Here is a 19052-nt window from a genome sequence, read left to right as displayed (position 1 = left end):
AAACCTTTGCAAAAAAAGCACCCGATATCTCGAGCATTGAAAAAAGTGTTGATTTTTGTCAATGTGCCTATCAGTCTGTATTTTTAATAAGAAATTTGTAAAAAGGCAAAAAGACTATTAAAAAAATATAAATTAGACCGATACAAATCGTGAATTGCATTTTTTGCTTAAGAATATAAAAGGGGGCTTTCAGCCAAAGGCCATCCATACGGTGATCAGATCACCTGCCTGACCGGCTGGATAAAGTCTTAAGCAATGGCAAATGTAATGGCATACATAGAGAGAACGAAAATGAAACGGGAGGTTAAGAGGTTATGAAGAAGAAGATAGCAGTAGGTTTGGCGGCCTCTGCGGTAGTTGGAACTTCATTGGCGGCGTCACCGGTAGAAGCCCAAACCATCAAGGTGAAAAGCGGAGACTCACTGTGGAAGCTTTCAGCTGAGTACAATACCAGTGTTTCGGCACTTCAATCAGCCAACAATCTTTCATCTACAGTTATTTATGTCGGACAAACTTTAAAAGTACCGGACGGCAAGTCAAAAAGCAGCTCACAGACAAAATCCGCAAGTTCCAGCTCAAGCTCAAGCACTGCAAAGTCAACTTACACAGTGAAATTAGGAGATTCCTTGTGGCTGATTGCCAAAGACTACAAAACAACCGTAAAAGAGATTAAAAACTTAAACGGTCTGAGCAGCGATATGATTTACCCGGGACAAAAGCTGGTTATTAAAGGAAGCGCGAAAAACACCGGTTCCAGCTCTGGCTCAAGTTCGAGTTCCAGTTCGAAATCATCCAGCTCATCCTCAAGCTCGCAAAGTTCAAGCAGCACATACAAAGTCAAATTGGGCGATTCTTTATGGAAAATTGCCAATAATTTGAATATGACAATCGCCGAAATTAAAACGCTGAACAACTTGAAGTCGGACACGATCTACCCGAACCAGGTTCTTAAAGTGAAAGGAACGGTTTCCAGCGGAAGCAAAACATCTTCTGGTTCGTCTTCAAATTCTTCATCAAGTAAAACGAACACAAGCAGCAGTTCAAAAACGACCACTTACACGGTTAAACCAGGCGATTCTCTGTGGAAAATTGCAAATTCGATGAATGTGACAGTACAAAGCATCAGAGAAGCTAATCGATTAAAAACAGATGTCCTGCAAGTCGGCCAGAAGCTTAAAATCTCCGGTGCATCGACTTCCGGATCATCTGGCAGCCCGTCTTCCAGCTCGCCGAACTCTTCAGTTTCAACCGGCACTTCGACAAGTGCAAAGGTCGAACGGATGATTGCAGAAGCAGAAAAGCATATCGGCGTGCCTTACAGATGGGGAGGCAACAACCCTTCAGGCTTTGACTGCAGCGGATTCATCTATTACACGTTGAACAAAGTCACATCTGTCTCAAGGCTGAGCGCAGCCGGATACTGGAGCGTCATGTCACCAGTCAGCCAACCTTCAAGAGGAGACTTCGTTTTCTTCCAAACATATAAAGCGGGCCCTTCACACGTCGGGATTTATTTAGGAAACAACAAGTTTATCAATGCCAACGATTCCGGTGTCACTGTCAGCGACATGAACAATTCCTACTGGAAACAGCGCTATCTCGGCGCAAAACGGTATTCATTCTAAAAAAGCCATTTTATATGGCTTTTTTTTTGCGTGTTTTCAGGATAGGAAGGACAGGTTTAATGCCCCTCTTCGTTGTCTAAACTGAAAAGAAAAGCGAAGGGGGGAGCCGTTTGAGAACATTACATTACATATTGCTCACATGTATGGCCGTTTGTTTGGCAGCTGCATGTACACAGCAGAAAGAAATTCAGCAAAAAAATGTCGAACAGGAACATAGAGTAACCTTTGAAGCGATGACACAGCCGTTAAAAGTACCGCTGATCAAACGCGACGGTACGGAAACCGGTTTTATAGAAGTGTCTGAATCTGCTGCAGAAGGCCTTGATATCAGAGTCAGCGCCCATAATCTGCCGCCGGGAATGCTTGCTTTTCATATTCATGAAACGGGCGTGTGTAAAAAGCCTGATTTTGAAAGTGCGGGTGCTCATTTCAATCCTGACCAAAAGGAGCACGGCTTTCACAATCCGAAAGGACCGCATGCCGGTGATTTGCCGAATATTGAAGTCGGAGCCGACGGCAAAGTCGACGTTATCGTAAATGCGCCGGACGTCACCCTCGATCAGAAAAGCAAGTTCAGTCTGCTTGATCATGACGGAAGTGCTTTCGTCATTCATGAGCATCAGGATGATGATCTGACAAATCCATCCGGAAACTCCGGAGCCCGGATGGTTTGCGGAGCGCTGACGAACACCGGAAAAAAGTGAATCGGCGCATGGAAGCCGTTTATATTGAGGGCAGTGCATCTTTTCTAGTATACTTACATACAGAAGACGCTTTGAGAAAGGAATTTTACAACACATGAAATATGATCTGCATGAACTAGAGCTGCCTGAAAAAATAAAAGAGCGGCTGATTCAGTCTGCCGCTAAACCTGTTGCCGCGGAATACCAATCATTGATTGGAACGCCCGGTTATGAAGCGGAAGACAGCGCCATTCTCTATGACGCGATGATCGCGCTGTCACTCGGAATAAACGTTTTGTTAAAAGGCCCGACAGGCTCCGGAAAAACAAAACTTGCCGAAACGCTCTCCGCTTATTTTCAAAAACCTATGCACAGTGTCAACTGTTCTGTGGATCTTGATGCAGAGGCGCTTGTCGGTTACAAAACGATTGAAAACACCAACGGGAACGCCTCTATTGAATTTATCGAAGGTCCTGTGACAAAAGCGATGAACAACGGCCATTTCCTATATATTGACGAAATCAACATGGCGAAACCGGAAACGCTGCCGATCTTAAACGGGGTGCTCGATTACCGGAAAATGATGACCAATCCGTTTACGGGGGACGTCATCAAAGCGAAAGAGGGATTCGGCGTGATTGCAGCGATAAACGAAGGCTATGTCGGAACGGTCCCGTTGAACGAAGCGCTGAAAAACCGGTTTGTCATTATCGACGTGCCCTACATTAAAGGTGACCTGCTGAAGCGGGTGCTTGAAACACAATCCGAACTAAAAAATCAGAAGCTGCTGAACCGGTTTGTTACCCTGTCATCGGACTTAATGACGCAGGCTCATAATGGACAGGTTTCTGAAGAGGCCGCTTCCATCAGAGCGCTTCTCGATACTTGCGACCTGTCGACATATATTCCGCCGCTGCGAGCGATCGAACGCGGCATCGTTGAAAAGCTTGATGATGAACGCGAAAAAGCGGCGGTCCGAAATATTGCCCAGACTTTGTTCGAATGAGGGTTTTTTTATGAAGTTTATTAAATTCAATGACAGCAAGATTGACTCTCTGCTTTTTATGGAGCTGACAGATCTCGCGAAAACGCTCGCGAAAAGCGATCAGGTTGAAGTGGAGTACGGGGTTCAGTCTTACTACAATCCTTTTGAGAAAAAGATCTACATGAGCCATTTTTGGAAAGACCGGAACCACCGGGATATGGTAGACGGTTTGAAAAGCGATGTATACTTGCGGTCAATCGGCTCCCGTTACAGCTCGATGAAAGACTTTTCCCGCATACTTGACGCGACTCGGAAATATCATTTTAAGAGTTTGGCAAAACAGTTGTTTATGCTTTTTGAAGATATCAGAATCGAAGAGTTCATCAAGAGGGAGCGGCCCGGTACAAAACCGGTATTTTCGAGCCGGAAATCAATGTACCGGAAACATTTTGCGACCCAGTTGACGCTGAATCTGGAGCGGAGCATTTTTACAGATGCTTTGTTTTGCGCTGTATATCTTAAGCTGACCGCGGAGTCGCCGCTTGATGAGATACCGGCTATACATGAATCGGTCGATCCGATGAAGGGATTTATAGAAGCCGAGCTCGCCCGCGTATTCGAAGCGCGTTCAACTGCTGACATCGTCTCGATTGTAAGCGGGCTGATGGAAGGTTTTGAAGAGGTGCTCGAAAAGGATATGCTGAATACGTACTTCTTTTTTCCGGAATTGGAATACGAGCAAGTTGACGAAGAAGCGCTTTTTCAAGATTTGAAAGCAAAACCGAAGCTGAGCGAGGATCTGACGCTTGAAGAGAAAAGTGCGGGTGATGAGGAAGTTCATGAAGAAGAAATGCCGACTTGGCACAGAGAAACGGAAGCTCCGGCGAAAAGCTTTCTCCAGTTTGATTTGGAGCACGGCGCAAAAACCGATATTTCCGGCGGCGCTTTAAGAGAAGGCGAAGACGGCGACCAAGCGCTCGGGTCTGTTCAGGGAACGGCGAAGCAGACGAGAAGAAAAGACTATTCAAAACTTGAATCGCTTGAATCTGTTCAAGATGAGCCAAACAGCGGCGCCGCACCAGCCGGCAAAGAAAACCGCTATGCGTTTTCGGTGATGAAGCCTCCGGAAAAACCTTCTAACGAAGACATATTAGACTACCAGGCTCAAGCCAAAACAATCGAATCGTATCAAAAACGGCTCAAGCAGATGATTCAAAAAACGCTCGAGCATAAAAAAACGCTCCCGAGAACCGATTTGCATGCAGGCAGATTGAACAATAAACTGCTCCGTTACTTTACAGAGCGCAATCCACGGCTCTTCTATAAAAAGCAAGAACCGTCAACAGAGATCGACGCCGTTTTTACATTGCTCGTCGACTGTTCAGCAAGCATGCATGACAAAATGGCCGAGACGAAACGGGGCATTGTCCTGTTTCACGAAGCGCTTAAATCTGTTGCTGTCCCTCACCAAATCGTCGGTTTTTGGGAAGATACGAACGATGCGACAGAGACGAGCCAGCCCAATTACTTTCATACGGTCGTCTCTTTTGCGGATTCCTTAAAAGCAGGCGCCGGACCGCATATCATGCAGCTTGAACCGGAGGAAGACAACCGGGATGGATATGCGATCAGACAGATGACGAAGATGCTTGTTCAAAGAAGCGAAGCTCAGAAGTTCCTGATTGTCTTTTCAGATGGGGAGCCGGCCGCATTCGATTATGAACAAAACGGGATTGTCGATACACATGAAGCCGTTATGGAAGCGAGGAAACGAAATATCGAAGTCATCAATGTATTTTTATCAAACAGCGAAATCGAAGAATCGCAAATCAAGACGATACAGGACATGTACGGAAAGTACAGCCTTTTCGTCCCGGACGTCGATCAGCTTCCCGATGTTCTGTACCCGCTTTTAAAAAAGCTGTTGAACAAAAGTATAGGCTAGATAGGACAGATGGCAGCAATACTCGCGGCCATCTGTTTTTTATCGTAGAAACACAGTGAAATATTGAAATTTTTATTATTTTTATCAACTTAATTTTTTGCGGAGCACATCGGGATGTTAAAAAATAGACGGTTAGGGGAAATATGTGAATAAATAATGAGCCGGTTTAAAAGAATTCGGTCTGAAAGTTCAAAATTATAAAATTTTTTATTTTTCAAGATGATTTTTTAATTTTATTTGAACAATCTGTGTAGAAACAAATGAGAAACAGTGGTAAAATGTACGTGGAAGCGTTTTTATTACATATTTCTGGGCGTAAGGTTCAGAAGATATATTAAGATAGTGAATCATTCACTTGATTATTAGGTTGGGGGTAATGTTCAAATGTTTCAAAATAGTATGAAACAAAGAATGACTTGGGAAGAATTTCACGGTCCGAACCTCGGCTATGTGCTGGAGCTTTACGATCAATACGTCAAGGATCCAGAAAGCTTGGATGCTGATTTAAAAGAGATGTTTGACGAACTTGGAGCTCCCCCGGGCGATATAAGGGCCGCCTCTCTAAAAAACGAAGAGGCAGATTTCACGGCTGGATCTATTCAAAAAATCGCATCAGTGATAAAACTCGCAGAAGATATTAGAACCTATGGCCATTTAAACGCTTCCGTCAATCCACTGAGAAAAACACAAGAGAAACAGGAGCTTTTTCCTCTTGCTGAGTACGGGTTAACTGAGCAGGATGTGAAAAAAATTCCGGCGTCTGTCATATGCAAAGATGCCCCTCAAGAAGTAACGAACGGTTTAGAAGCCATCCAGTACTTGAAAAACACATACAAAAAATCGATTTCTTTTGAATTTGACCATGTGCACATTTTTGAAGAGCGCAACTGGCTGATGAAAAAGATCGAATCCGGGGAATTATTCGCCCCGAAATCGAAAGAAAAGCTGGTGGAAGTTTTAAGAAGGCTGACAGAAGTTGAAAGCCTTGAACAGTTTCTCCACAAAACCTTTGTCGGGCAAAAACGCTTTTCAATAGAAGGACTTGATGCGCTTGTGCCCATGCTGGATGATATTATCGCCAAGTCCGTTTCGGCAGGTACGACAAACGTTAATATCGGAATGGCGCACAGGGGCCGCCTGAACGTTCTTGCGCATGTGCTCGGAAAACCTTATGAAATCATTTTTTCTGAATTCCAGCATGCGCCGAACAAAGATCTCGTTCCGTCGGAAGGTTCGACAGGGATCAATTACGGCTGGACGGGTGACGTAAAATATCACCTCGGCGCCAACCGTCAGATTCAGGATGAGCATACGAAAACGGCGCGCATTGCGCTCGCGAACAATCCGAGCCACCTGGAGTTCATCGATCCGATCGTTGAGGGATCGACAAGAGCCGCCCAGGAAACGAGAACGGAGAGCGGCTATCCGCTTCAAGACGTTAAAAAATCGCTGGCGATTCTGATTCACGGCGATGCGGCATTCCCAGGGGAAGGCATTGTCGCGGAAACGCTGAATTTAAGCCAGCTTAAAGGCTATCAGGTGGGCGGAGCGATTCACATTATCGCCAATAACATGATCGGCTTTACGACGGAAAGCAATGAGTCAAGATCGACGAAATATGCAAGCGACCTTGCAAAAGGTTTTGAGATTCCGATCGTCCACGTCAATGCGGATGATCCTGAAGCATGCCTTTCAGCGGTTCAGCTCGCTGTTGAATACCGCATGACTTTCAACAAAGACTTTTTGATCGATCTGATCGGCTACCGCCGTTTCGGCCACAATGAAATGGATGAGCCGTCTGCAACGCAGCCGATGCTGTATGATGCGGTCAGAAAGCACCCGACCGTCAAGAACATCTTTGCTGAAAAGCTGATTCATAACGGGATCGTCGATAATGAAACCGTCGACAAAATCGGGGACGCTGTCATGAAGCGTTTAGAAGAAGCGTATCGCAAAGTGCCGGCCAAAAAGGAAGATATGACGCATGAAATCGTTCTTCCGGAACCTGTTTCCAACGGTTTTCCTGATGTTGACACGTCGGTTGATGTTGAAACTTTGCGCAAAATTAATCAGGAGCTTGTTTCATGGCCTGAAAACTTCAACGTTTTCGATAAGCTAAAGCGAATCCTCGAAAGGCGCGCCAAAGCGTTCGACGATGACCGAAAAGTCGACTGGTCGCTTGCAGAGGCGATGGCTTTTGCATCCATTTTGAAAGACGGCACACCTCTAAGGCTGACCGGGCAGGATTCAGAACGCGGCACATTCGCACACCGCAACCTTGTCCTTCACGACAGCAAGACAGGGGACGAATTCATCGCACTGCATCACCTTGCAGATACGAAAGCGTCATTTGCGGTTCACAACAGCCCGCTTTCTGAAGGATCCGTCCTTGGCTTTGAATATGGATATAACGTGTCTTCGCCGGAAACGATGGTGATCTGGGAAGCGCAGTTTGGAGACTTTGCAAACGCGGCGCAAGTGTACTTTGATCAGTTCATTTCTGCAGGAAGAGCGAAATGGGGACAAAAATCAGGGCTCGTTGTTCTCTTGCCGCACGGCTATGAAGGGCAGGGACCTGAGCATTCAAGCGGAAGAACGGAACGCTTCCTTCAGCTGGCGGCGGAAAACAACTGGACTGTCGCCAACTTGACGAGCGCTGCCCAGTACTTCCATATTTTAAGAAGGCAGGCGAAGATGCTCCTTCGCGAGGAGATCCGCCCGCTGATCATCATGACGCCGAAAAGCCTGCTGAGAAATCCGAATACCGTATCAGAAGTGCAGGAGCTCAGCGACAGTAACTTTAAGCCGGTCTATGAAATGTCAGGACTTTCCCATCAGTATGACAAAGTGACGCGCCTCGTCCTTTCAAGCGGTAAAGTTTCGATTGACATCAGCAGTCATTTCAATAAAATGGAAGGTGAAAAAGATTGGCTGCACATTGCACGGGTTGAAGAGCTGTATCCTTTCCCTGCAAAGCATATTAAAGCGATCTTCAGCAAACTCCCGAATTTGGAGGAGATTGTCTGGGTACAGGAAGAACCGCAAAATATGGGTGCATGGAACTATATCGAGCCTTATTTAAGAGAGATTGCTCCAAAGGACGTGAAGGTCCGCTATATTGGCAGAAGAAGACGTTCAAGTCCGGCAGAAGGGGATCCGACGGTTCATAAAAAGGAACAGGAACGCATTGTATCTGATAGCTTGACTCGCAAAAATTAAGGGGGAACTAAAAAATGGCGGAAATTAAAGTACCTGAATTAGCGGAATCAATTTCAGAAGGAACGATAGCCCAATGGCTGAAACAACCGGGAGATTATGTAGAACAAGGGGAATTCCTGCTTGAGCTGGAGACTGATAAAGTCAACGTTGAATTGACGGCAGAGCAGTCCGGCGTTCTTCAGGAAGTGCTGAAAGATTCCGGTGACACGGTTCAGGTCGGCGAAATAATCGGAACGATTTCAGAAGGCGAAGGAGAAGGAGGCCAATCAACGGCTCCTCAAGCTGACGCTCAAGAAAGCGCCGGCGCTACGGAAGAGAAGCCAGCCACGTCTGAAAAGACAGCCGAACCTCGCGAAAGCGCGAACGATGAGGCGGATACAACCAAAACAAGGACAATCGCTTCTCCGGCTGCCCGAAAGCTCGCCCGTGAAAAAGGCATCGATTTATCGGAGATTCCTACCGGTGATCCGCTCGGAAGGGTCAGAAAGCAAGATGTTGAATCTTATCAGAAGAACGAGCAGCCGCCAAAAGCTCAGCCTGAACCAAAACGCGAAACACAGGCGCCGGCTGCTAAACAAACCGAAAATGCAGGTAAACCGGTAGAGCGTCAAAGAATGTCCCGCCGGAGACAGACGATCGCCAAACGCCTCGTTGAAGTTCAGCACACCGCCGCTATGCTGACGACATTCAACGAAGTGGACATGACGGCGGTCATGAACCTAAGGAAACGCCGAAAAGATCAATTCCTTGAGCAGCATGATGTGAAGCTCGGATTCATGTCATTCTTTACAAAAGCTGTGGTCGCCGCGCTGAAAAAATTTCCGCTCCTCAATGCGGAAATTCAAGGCGACGAGCTTGTGATCAAACAATTCTATGACATCGGAATCGCTGTTGCTGCGCCGGATGGCCTCGTCGTACCGGTCGTTCGGGATGCAGACCGCAAAACCTTTGCTGATATTGAAAAGGATATCGGAGAGCTTGCGAAGAAAGCGAGAAACAACAAATTGTCGCTCAACGAGCTTCAAGGAGGCTCCTTTACGATCACAAACGGAGGAACGTTCGGATCACTGTTGTCGACTCCGATTTTGAACAGTCCGCAAGTTGGTATTTTGGGCATGCATAAGATCCAGCTGCGCCCTGTGGCAATTGATGAAGAGCGTTTCGAAAACCGCCCGATGATGTACATTGCATTATCGTATGACCACCGGATCGTCGACGGTAAAGAGGCAGTCGGCTTCCTGGTTACGATTAAAAATCTGCTTGAAGATCCTGAACAGCTTCTGTTGGAAGGTTAAATCAAGAAAAAAGCTTTGGCCGCATGTACGGTCAAAGCTTTTTGTTTATCATCTGCGGGGCAGGAGAATAATTGTTATTCTTCTGCTTATTTGCTTTCTTGCTCCAGTATGTCGCAAGCCATGAGCCTGAAAGGTTATGCCAAACGCTGAAAACAGCGCTCGGGACAGCGGAAAGAGGAGAGAAGTGCGCCGTTGCCAATGCTGCACCGAGACCCGAATTCTGCATGCCGACCTCAATGGACACGGCTTTTTGTGATGCATAATCCATTTTAAAGCACTTTGCCAAAACAAAGCCAAGGAAAAGGCCGAGGCCATTATGAAGAACGACGACTGCAAAAATCAACAGCCCTGATTGAATAATGTTTTCCCGGTTGCCTCCGACGACCGCGGTGACGATGGCGACGATGCCGAGAACAGAGACGAGCGGAAGCACCTGCACCGCTTTTTTCACTTGTTTTGTAAAGAAAAATTGAACGATCAGCCCGGCGATAATCGGGAGCAGCACCGCCTGTAAAATCGACAAGAACAGTGAGCCCGGAGATACCGGAAGCCATTCTTTTGCGAAAAATAAAATGAGAAACGGCGTTAAAAAAGGGGCAAGCAATGTGGAAACCGTTGTAATCGCCACTGACAGGGCGATATTTCCCTTCGCCAAAAATGTCATGACGTTTGATGCCGTTCCCCCGGGACAGCATCCCACTAAAATGACTCCAACCGCTATTTCGGAGGGAAGCCCGAGTCCATAGGCCAGTCCAAAAGCGAGCAGCGGCATGACCGTATATTGAACCAGCACACCGATCAGCACATGCAGGGGACGTCTCAGCAGCTCTTTAAAATCGTCCGCTGACAATGTCAATCCCATGCCAAACATAATCACGCCAAGCAGGATGGTAATATAAGGGGTGATCCAGGTGAATTGCGTCGGAAAGGCAAAGCCGAGAACCGCAAACAGAATCACCCAAATGGCAAACGTTTTTCCTGCAAATTGACTGATTTTGATCAAATAACTCATAAGTCCAGCTCCTCACATCTGTAGAAAATATAACATCCTCTTATTATAATTAATATTCTGAATAATTCAATGCTTGTAAAATTCGAATTTGTTTTAAATAATATTATTATGTAAACTGAAAGAAATGTTTGAAAACCTTGACGAATTCGTTTATGCTTTTTAAAATGATAGTTTGTAGCCATATGCAATTAGACCGAGAAGAAGAGGTGCTTAAGTGGAAAATCAACAAAATATATGGTCATCAAAGCTTGGATTTATCTTAGCTTCGGCCGGCTCGGCAATCGGGCTCGGCGCGATATGGAAGTTTCCTTATGTCGCCGGAACAAGCGGCGGCGGAGCATTTTTACTTATGTTTATTCTTTTTACTTTATTGATTGGGCTTCCGTTATTAATGGCGGAGTTCATTATCGGCAGAAAGACTCAAAAAGATGCCGTTGAATCCTATAAGGAGCTGGCGCCCGGCTCGCTTTGGCATTGGATCGGCCGGCTTGGCATTATCACGTGTTTTATTCTGCTGTCTTTTTATAGTGTTGTCGGCGGCTGGATCATCATTTATATTATCAAAGGACTGACCGGCGAACTGTCAAGAAGCACGGATTATGCAGGTCTTTTCGGAGAGACAATTGCAAATCCGTATCTCGTTCTTGCGAGCCAGTTTGCATTTATCATGATCACGATTCTTGTTGTTGCAAAAGGGGTCAGAAGCGGAATTGAAAAAGCGAGCAAGTTTATGATGCCTGCTCTGTTCGTTATTTTTCTGCTTTTGATCATTCGTTCGCTTACACTTCCCGGTTCAATGGAAGGATTGGAATTTTTCTTAAAACCTGATCTTTCCCATATCACAGCCAAAACGGTGCTGTTTGCGCTTGGACAATCCTTTTTCTCGCTGAGTGTCGGTGTTTCCGTTATGGTAACGTACAGCTCTTATTTATCGAAAAAAGAAAACCTTATACAGTCGGCCGTTTCAGTGACATTGCTCAATGTATCTGTAGCGATTCTTGCCGGGTTTGCGATTTTTCCGGCCGTTTTTTCATTCGGATTATCTCCTGATGCCGGCCCGATGCTGTTATTTAATGTGCTGCCGTCAGTCTTTCACAAGATGCCTTTGGGAATCGTCTTTTTATTGGCGTTTCTGCTCTTATTTTTATTTGCTACACTGACGTCCGCATTTTCAATGCTTGAGATCCTTGTTTCTTCCTTATCAAAAGGGGATCCTAAAAAAAGACAGGCTTTCGCTTGGGGCGGGGGAATTGCGATTTTCCTATTCGGAATTCCTTCAGCATTATCATACGGCGTGCTTCAGGATGTATCGATTTTTAATCTATCTATTTTTGATGCGGCGGATTACCTTGTCAGCAATATTTTAATGCCGCTCGGCGCTTTGCTCATCGCCGTTTTTGTGCCGCTCAAAATCCCGAAAGAAGAGCTTTTTGCCGAATTGAGGGAGGGCTCTAAAATCAGCAGAAAATGGTTTGCAGCATGGCTTTTGCTGATCCGCTACGCCGCTCCGATCGTTATTATTGTCGTCTTTTTGGACGTCATTGGCGTATTTTAAGATTGAATTGTTTATAAGGCCGGATTTGTCCGGCCTTTTTTTCATGCAGACAGTTTGTCAGCGGTACTTTCTTTTCTCTCTGTGAAATGGCAGCGGTATGACCGGCAAGGGAAGTGTTTGATTAATCGGCTTTTTTCTGCGGCAGACATATTAAAAAGGCCTGCCGTGAATTCGTTCTTGACGATTTTACCGGCAGGCAGAAGAGGGGGATACTTTGACTTTGATTAAGGCTTGCGGAATGTTACAGTTTGGCCGTTTCGATCAAACCAGCCTTTAAAGGCCCAGTTAATCCAGCCGCCGTCTCCCTGGTTTGTAAATTGTCCGCTTTCAAATACCCAAATGCCGTAAATCACGCCATGATAGTTGGCAGATCCATAAAATTTAACTCCTCTTAAACCATTTTGATAGCCTTGACTTAAGTTAAATACCATGACATTGTATCTTTGCCCAGCAGAATAAAAAGCGGTTTCCATGCAGTTTTTGACGAAACCGCTGCGGTTGGAGCTTTGAACGATAGCATCTCTAATGGAGTTTCCGATTCCTAAAAGATCGAGGTTGATGTTGAGATTAATAGCGGAAGTTTTAAACTGTTGTTTTTCCTGGTCCAATGACTGATTGAGAGATGTGGGTATAGACATAGAAGGCAAGGTTGTAACAGAACTGTCCGTATGCTTTGATTCTTTCGCTTCTGATAAGTACGGCAAACAAGTCAAACCGAGCATTAAGGCTGTAAAGAAAGCAAACATTTTTTTCATGATTAACCCTCCTAAAATAAATTTGCCATTTTCGAAAAACTGACCGGCTGAATCAGACAAACATCGACAGTTTATTCATTTATTCCCTCCCTTCTTGTAGAATAGCTTAACGAGTTTTGGAATTAGAAGAATGAGGAAAAACGACTATTTTCCAAATAAATCAAAAAATGTTCACATTCCATACTTGAGGCACAAATTTGGGATATATTGATAGACTGTTGAGATTCAGTATTTCATAAAGGGATAATCAAAATAGCAGATTCAGAAGGATGTATGGTTGTGGGGGTTCTCTTCCGACCCCTCCTTGCCAATCTCCGTGTAGCGGCCTTAACAATCCTCAAGAGAAACTGGGATATTTAAACTTTTATTTGTTATCTTATTACAGACGATAGAGGGTTTAAGGGATATAGATACGGTATTGAGAGTGATAAGGTATCGGCACTTTCGCTCGATTCGGCCAGTGTCGACGGCTGCCTGGCGCAGAGAAGAGAAAGGTGCGAGAGGAAAGGCTCGTCCGCTTTTTGAGGCAAGGCTTTGACGGGGAGGCCGATGTCGGGCGCAACTACCGAAACAAAAGAGGACTTCAGTAGTTGAAGTCCCGCCATTGAATTTGAATCAGAAGGGCTCCCATAGAACGCGCTTTGCTGTCGCAAACCGCCTTTCAGGTTCTCTCCAGTCAACGACATTCCACCAATTATCGACGTATTTTGCCCTTTCATTTTTATATTGAAGGTAGTATGCGTGTTCCCATACGTCGAGCGGGAGAAGGGGGATCACATCCCATTGGCTCATCAGCTGATGTTTTTCTGCGATCAGAATTTCCAAGCGGTGCGAGCGAGGCGCCCAGACAAGGATCGCCCAGCCCACGCCTTCCACCTTTTTCGCCGCTTCGGAAAATTGTTCTTTAAAGGCCGAATAGCTGCCGAAAGAACGGTTAATCATTTCCAGCAATTCGCCTGTCGGCCGCCTTTTTCCTTTTGGATGCATCGCGTACCAAAATATCGTGTGCAAATAGTGCCCGGCTCCGTGGAAGGCGAGCTCTCTTTCCCAGTGGTTTACAAGGTCGAATTGTTTGGTTTGCCTTGCTTTCTGCAGTTCTTTTTCAGCTTTGTTCAAGCCGTCGACATAGCTTTGGTGATGTTTTGTATGATGAAGAAACATAATTTCTCTTGAAATATAAGGCTCAAGGGCTGAATAAGAGTAGGGCAGGCTTGGCAGGCGATGGCCTCCGATCGGCACTGTTCTGAATGGCTGCCGACCTGCTTGAGACGCATCACTGCGGGAGATGGCTTGATACACGGCTTCTGCCTGTTCATACCATTCCTGTTCGGTCGCACGAGGATCATCCAGTGATTGAAAAAGTTTTTCTAACTGGCTTTCTAAAGAAGGATCATCTTTCATCTGGTCTTTCAGACCTTTGGCCCATGACGCTATTTTTTCTTTGTAAGCATTCAATATGTCTCCCTCATTTCCGCTTTTTTAATAAATGCGCTTGAAGCGAGCAATGAAAACACAAAAGGATAACTGTGATAGCGGATGTAGAATTGTTTCGGCAGCCCGATTCCCGTCGGGTATTCGAGTCGCTCAGGCGAGCTTTCGTGATCATCGGTGAGAAAACGAATCCCTTTTAAGATCTTAGGGTCATCCGGACGCTCATATTGCAAAAGCGCCTCCAGCGCCCATGAAGATTGAACAACTGTTCCAAAGTGAAGAGGGACAAAACGCTTCGCTTCACAGCTTTTGCAAGATTCTCCCCAGCTTCCGTCTTCGAGCTGGATCGATTTAAGCCAGGAGACCGCTTTTCTGACAGACGCGTGATTGCGGGAAATTCCGACGGCTTTCATTCCGGTGAGTGCGGCCCATGTCCCGTAAATAAAGCAGACGCCCCATCTGCCATACCACGAACCGTCAGCTTCCTGATGGTGATCAAGCCACCTTAGAGCGCGTCTGACTGCGGGATGGTCATCTGTCAACCGCTCTTTAAGTCCGAGCAGATGAAGAACGCGCCCAGTCAAGTCTGCCGTTGACGGATCGACTGCTGCGTCAGCGGCAGATTCGAGCGGCAGATTTCGGATGAGCGGATGGTCAACGTTTTTTTCAAATGCTGAAAACCCCCCATCCTTGTTTTGCATTGATAAAAGCCAGGTGAGCCCCCGGTTCCAGGCAGCCGGACGCCTTTGAAACGGAATTGCTTTTAATGCCGCAGCGGTATCGTCCAAATCGGGATTGTTTGTATTGATGTGTGAAAAACCCCATCCTCCCGGTGCCGCTTGAGGGTTTGAGACCGCCCAGTCCGCTTTTTTCACATGCTGTCTTTTGAGAAGGTAGTCCGCTGCCGATGAGATGGAAGAATGTTGTTCAGGTATTCCGGATTCGTGCATGGCAAAGCTGATGAGCGCGGTGTCCCAGACAGTGGAAGTTGAGTTTTCCAAATGGAAGCCTTCCTCTCCGCATGAGGAAATAAGGCTTTTGATTCCGCCGACTGCTTTTTTAACAACGGGGGCGTTTTTTGATATTCCCATCGCCAGCAGGCTGTAAATCATGAACATGGTCGCGCTCGCATAGCTGTATAGTGTTCCGTCTTCTTCGATTCTGTCCAGCATATATTTTTTGCCCGCTTCAAATCCGAGCTGATGGACATAAGCCGGCCATTGAAAGAGCTGCTTCCATTGCAGATTGAAAGAATAGAAGGTTCTCTCGTCAAAAGAGCGGATGTTCAGCCATTCGAGAGGATTTTTTGACATGGTTTCATCCAGATGCCGAAGCGAGCCGATTTGGTTGTTTTTTAAAGAGAATCGTCGATTAAACGTAATGGCCATCGGGACAAAATGAATTCTTGCGTATGTGCTGAAATGGTAAAAATGCAGCGGGAAATAGGGCGGGATCAGTAAAAACGAAAGCGGAATATAGGCTCTCGGCCATGGATACAGCCCGTTGGCAGCGAGCATCCACTTCGTCATAAAGTGCACATTCTTCAAACCGCCTGCTGCCTTAATAAACGCCTCGGCTTTCTGCATATGCGCATCTCTCCGGTCATAGAGCCCCGAAGCCAGCATCCCGGTATAGCCCTGGACTGTCGCGGTCAAATTGCCTGCCGTTTCATCCGGATGATTGCGAAACGCACCGTCTCCGCTCTGCTTCGAACGGATTCGTTCAGCAAGACTTGTGATGAGAGAAGAGTCCTGATCGCCAAGTGAGGTCAGCATTAAAATGAAAAAGCTGTCTGTCATCACGGGCCCTTCAAAACAAAACCGCCATGACCCATCAGGTCTCTGTCTATTTTGAAGCTTTGCGAGCGTCTTTTGTCTGAAAGCTTTCACGTCTTCTAGTAAAGAACGCAATCTTCTCATCTCCTTCATTTTACTGTATTCATTTCGGAAATGTGTCATGCCAACCGGATGAAAACAGAAGAACAGCGATTTAGAATATGTGATGAGCATACAGAGGCATTCGTCAGCGCGGGCATGCGTGAGCATGATCAGGAAATCATGAATATCTTCGTTTACCTCTGTTCCATTATCAGGTATTGTAAAAAGAGAGACCTTAGAAACAATGTTTGGGGGATGTTGCTGAATGAATATTGAACAGATGCTGTATGACACCGCAGTCGAATTGATCAAAAAGAGGTATCCGACCGGATGGGGCGGGGCAGCTGCCATGTATACCGAAGACGGGAGAATCTTGACGAGCGTAGCGCCGGAAGTAATCAACGCTTCAACCGATTTATGCATTGAAACGGGCGCCATTCTCGAAGCCCATAAATATCAGGCAAAAATTACGCACTCTGTTTGTGTTGTGAGAGATGATGAACATTCCGAATGCAAGGTATTAACGCCGTGCGGGGTATGCCAGGAAAGACTTTTTTATTGGGGGCCAAATCTTAAAGCAGCTGTAACTGTACCGGATGGGCGTCTGCTTTATAAATCTTTAAAGGAAATACAGCCATACCATTGGTTTGCTGCGTATCAAAAGTAGCAGGGGAGGGGCGTTCGATGTTCGAGTGCCGCAAGGTTTATCTCAGACCTGTTGAAAAAGGGGATATGGAGAGCTTTTACAAAGCTGTTCAAAATGAAGACATCAGATATATGACGGGCACGACGCGCGAATTTACGATGGAAGACCTTTATGAGCACTACGAGAGAATCACAAGCGATGAGACGCGCTATGATTTTGCCGTCTGCTTAAAGGAGGACGATCGTTTGATAGGCGATCTGTCCATCATTGACATCGACCGGACGAATCGAAAAGCAGGGTTTAGAATCGCTTTGCACAGCCCCGCTTATTTGAACAAAGGCTATGGTCCTGAAGCGGTGCGGCTGGCCATGCAGTTTGCATTCGAAAGGCTCGATCTTAACCGCCTTCAGCTCGAAGTCTTTTCACACAATAAGCGCGCGCTGAAAGCATATGAAAAAGCCGGGTTTAAAAGGGAAGGTACGGTCAGGGAGGCTCTTTATATGAATAAACAGTACTCAGATGAAATCATTATGGGGATATTGAAGCGGGAATACGAAGAGCTGATATCCCGCTGAATCAGAGGGCGCGCAGCATGTTATTCTACTGAGCGCCGCTTTGTTCATTCTTATTTTCAATCTTTGCTGAACGGCTGTAAATGCCGCCGGCAATCAGCGCCATTGTCATCGAATATCCACAGCAGCTTCATCGTTCTATTTGCCTTGCAGACTGGCTGTACGTTCTCACATCCCGTACGAAAAATGTGACAGCGGCTGTTCCGGCATATAATACAGCGGCAGCGATAAATACGCTTTGCACCCCGATCAAGTCAGCCAAAGCCCCCATAATGGCGATTGTTAAAACAGACCATGCAGTCAAAATGGTATTTTTGGCGGCGGTAACCGGTGCACGCTCTTCATCTGTCAACGTATCTTGAAGGATAACCGTCTGACTGACGTCTCTTACTTGATAAAGCGGACCCATCATGATACAGAGGATGACCGAAAGGAGGGGATTTGACGAATAGGCGAATAAAAGCGTTGTGATTCCCATTGAAACAGAACCCAAGACAATCATGAGGCCAAGCCTTTTTTTGAGCTGGTTGGAAAAGAGCACAGCGAGAATGCCGCCCAAAATTGCTCCCAAAAAATAACCGGCATTGATGAATCCCCACCAAGCCTCTCCTTTATTCAGCACCTCTTTCGTAAAAGCCAGCAAAACGGCGGAAGTCCAGACCGCATTTGCTAAACCTTCTGACATGTCCATCATCGTAAGCAGCAAAACGGTTTTCTTCCTGTATACAGTGCGCCAGACTGATTGTGTGCGGATTTTTTGGCGAGGGATAACCGCTGTTTTCAAATCAGGCAATTTGATTAAAAGCCCTGATACGAAAAAGAGTCCTGCTGTAAACACTGTCAGCGTGTGAGTCTGGGTCAAAACGGTTAAATAGCCGCCGAGCCCCCAGCCTGCTGCCTGAACAAACTGGTTGACCGTTACGATGCTTCCCGATGCAGCCACGTAATCGCGCTTTTTAATCGCTTGATACAGTAAACCTAATTGTGCGGGAGAATACCAGGAGCCGACAAAGCTTTGCAAAAACAGCAGCATATAAATGATATAAGAGGGTAAGCCCAGCGATTGGCATAAGCCGATGCATAATGCGCAGACCGCTCTGAACCATGTTGAACAAGCCGCTGTTTGAAGCAGGTCGAGGCGCTGAATAGCAAAAGCAGCCATCGCACCGCCTAATACACTGCCGAACGAGGATAAAGCCAAAACCAGACCCGATCCGAATACAGAGTTCGTTTCCTTAAACACATCGACCATGACGATGATCGTCATCAAAATCGATCCGACAGCCTGTGCTGTTTGTGACGCCCATATGTATCTAAAGCTTTTTTGATTCCAGAGGGTTTTGCTAAGAGAGGAAGAATACACGATTCTATCATTCCAGTCGATTTAAACTATCATCCATTTTACCATATGTATCTATAAATGTTTATTTCCACAAAAAGAAAACCGCCCTG

General features: G+C 46.1%; 14 protein-coding genes. 9 read left to right on the top strand and 5 right to left on the bottom strand.

The window, feature by feature from the left end; translation table 11 throughout:
* The first annotated feature begins 314 nt into the window (after nt 1-314).
* From MHH76_RS11370 to odhB, 6 genes are all read left to right on the top strand, one after another.
* Nucleotides 315-1625, top strand: coding sequence for a peptidoglycan endopeptidase (locus MHH76_RS11370; protein WP_023857359.1), 1311 nt, complete (start codon nt 315-317; stop codon nt 1623-1625).
* A gap of 110 nt (nt 1626-1735) precedes the next feature.
* Nucleotides 1736-2329, top strand: coding sequence for a superoxide dismutase family protein (locus tag MHH76_RS11365; RefSeq protein ID WP_023857358.1), 594 nt, complete (start codon nt 1736-1738; stop codon nt 2327-2329).
* A gap of 94 nt (nt 2330-2423) precedes the next feature.
* Nucleotides 2424-3314: a MoxR family ATPase gene (locus tag MHH76_RS11360; protein ID WP_339223191.1), complete on the top strand. Its 891-nt coding sequence runs from the start codon at nt 2424-2426 to the stop codon at nt 3312-3314.
* A 10-nt stretch (nt 3315-3324) separates the two neighbouring features.
* Nucleotides 3325-5238, top strand: a complete 1914-nt coding sequence (locus MHH76_RS11355) for a VWA domain-containing protein (protein WP_023857356.1) — start codon at nt 3325-3327, stop codon at nt 5236-5238.
* Between the two features lie 384 nt (nt 5239-5622).
* Complete coding sequence (gene sucA, locus MHH76_RS11350) at nt 5623-8457, top strand: 2-oxoglutarate dehydrogenase E1 component (RefSeq protein ID WP_023857355.1); 2835 nt, start codon at nt 5623-5625, stop codon at nt 8455-8457.
* 14 nt (nt 8458-8471) lie between these two features.
* The gene (gene odhB, locus MHH76_RS11345) at nt 8472-9752 is read left to right on the top strand and encodes a 2-oxoglutarate dehydrogenase complex dihydrolipoyllysine-residue succinyltransferase (RefSeq protein WP_023857354.1); all 1281 of its coding nucleotides are present in this window, start codon (nt 8472-8474) and stop codon (nt 9750-9752) included.
* Between the two features lie 31 nt (nt 9753-9783).
* Here the strand turns inward: odhB and MHH76_RS11340 are convergent, their stop codons facing one another.
* On the bottom strand, nt 9784-10764 hold the full coding sequence (locus MHH76_RS11340) for a bile acid:sodium symporter family protein (protein WP_023857353.1): 981 nt from the start codon (nt 10762-10764) through the stop codon (nt 9784-9786).
* Nucleotides 10765-10978: 214 nt separating this feature from the next.
* Between MHH76_RS11340 and MHH76_RS11335 the strand changes: the two genes are divergently transcribed.
* Nucleotides 10979-12319 (top strand): sodium-dependent transporter, encoded by a 1341-nt coding sequence (locus MHH76_RS11335; protein WP_025811297.1) that lies wholly within the window; start codon nt 10979-10981, stop codon nt 12317-12319.
* A 224-nt stretch (nt 12320-12543) separates the two neighbouring features.
* Here the strand turns inward: MHH76_RS11335 and MHH76_RS11330 are convergent, their stop codons facing one another.
* The 3 genes from MHH76_RS11330 to MHH76_RS11320 form a co-directional block, all read right to left on the bottom strand.
* On the bottom strand, nt 12544-12957 hold the full coding sequence (locus MHH76_RS11330) for a stress response protein YvgO (RefSeq protein WP_230631870.1): 414 nt from the start codon (nt 12955-12957) through the stop codon (nt 12544-12546).
* A 732-nt stretch (nt 12958-13689) separates the two neighbouring features.
* Entirely contained in the window at nt 13690-14475 is a 786-nt protein-coding gene (locus MHH76_RS11325) for a superoxide dismutase (protein WP_229078804.1), read from the bottom strand.
* A 50-nt stretch (nt 14476-14525) separates the two neighbouring features.
* Nucleotides 14526-16415 (bottom strand): prenyltransferase/squalene oxidase repeat-containing protein, encoded by a 1890-nt coding sequence (locus tag MHH76_RS11320; RefSeq protein WP_023857349.1) that lies wholly within the window; start codon nt 16413-16415, stop codon nt 14526-14528.
* Nucleotides 16416-16647: 232 nt separating this feature from the next.
* Here MHH76_RS11320 and MHH76_RS11315 point away from each other — a divergent pair, with 232 nt between their 5' ends.
* Both MHH76_RS11315 and MHH76_RS11310 read left to right on the top strand, forming a co-directional pair.
* Entirely contained in the window at nt 16648-17049 is a 402-nt protein-coding gene (locus MHH76_RS11315; RefSeq protein ID WP_020451813.1) for a cytidine deaminase, read from the top strand.
* 17 nt (nt 17050-17066) lie between these two features.
* Nucleotides 17067-17603, top strand: coding sequence for a GNAT family protein (locus MHH76_RS11310; RefSeq protein WP_023857348.1), 537 nt, complete (start codon nt 17067-17069; stop codon nt 17601-17603).
* A gap of 127 nt (nt 17604-17730) precedes the next feature.
* Here the strand turns inward: MHH76_RS11310 and MHH76_RS11305 are convergent, their stop codons facing one another.
* Nucleotides 17731-18963 carry an MFS transporter gene (locus MHH76_RS11305; RefSeq protein WP_239692927.1) on the bottom strand — a complete coding sequence of 411 codons (1233 nt, stop codon included), beginning with the start codon at nt 18961-18963 and terminating at the stop codon, nt 17731-17733.
* Between the last annotated feature and the right edge of the window lie 89 nt (nt 18964-19052).

The organism is Bacillus sp. FSL L8-0193 (genome assembly GCF_037976065.1).
Lineage (GTDB): Bacteria > Bacillota > Bacilli > Bacillales > Bacillaceae > Bacillus > Bacillus paralicheniformis.
Note: the sequence above shows the minus strand (reverse complement) of the source record. Positions and strands in the feature narration are given on the sequence as shown.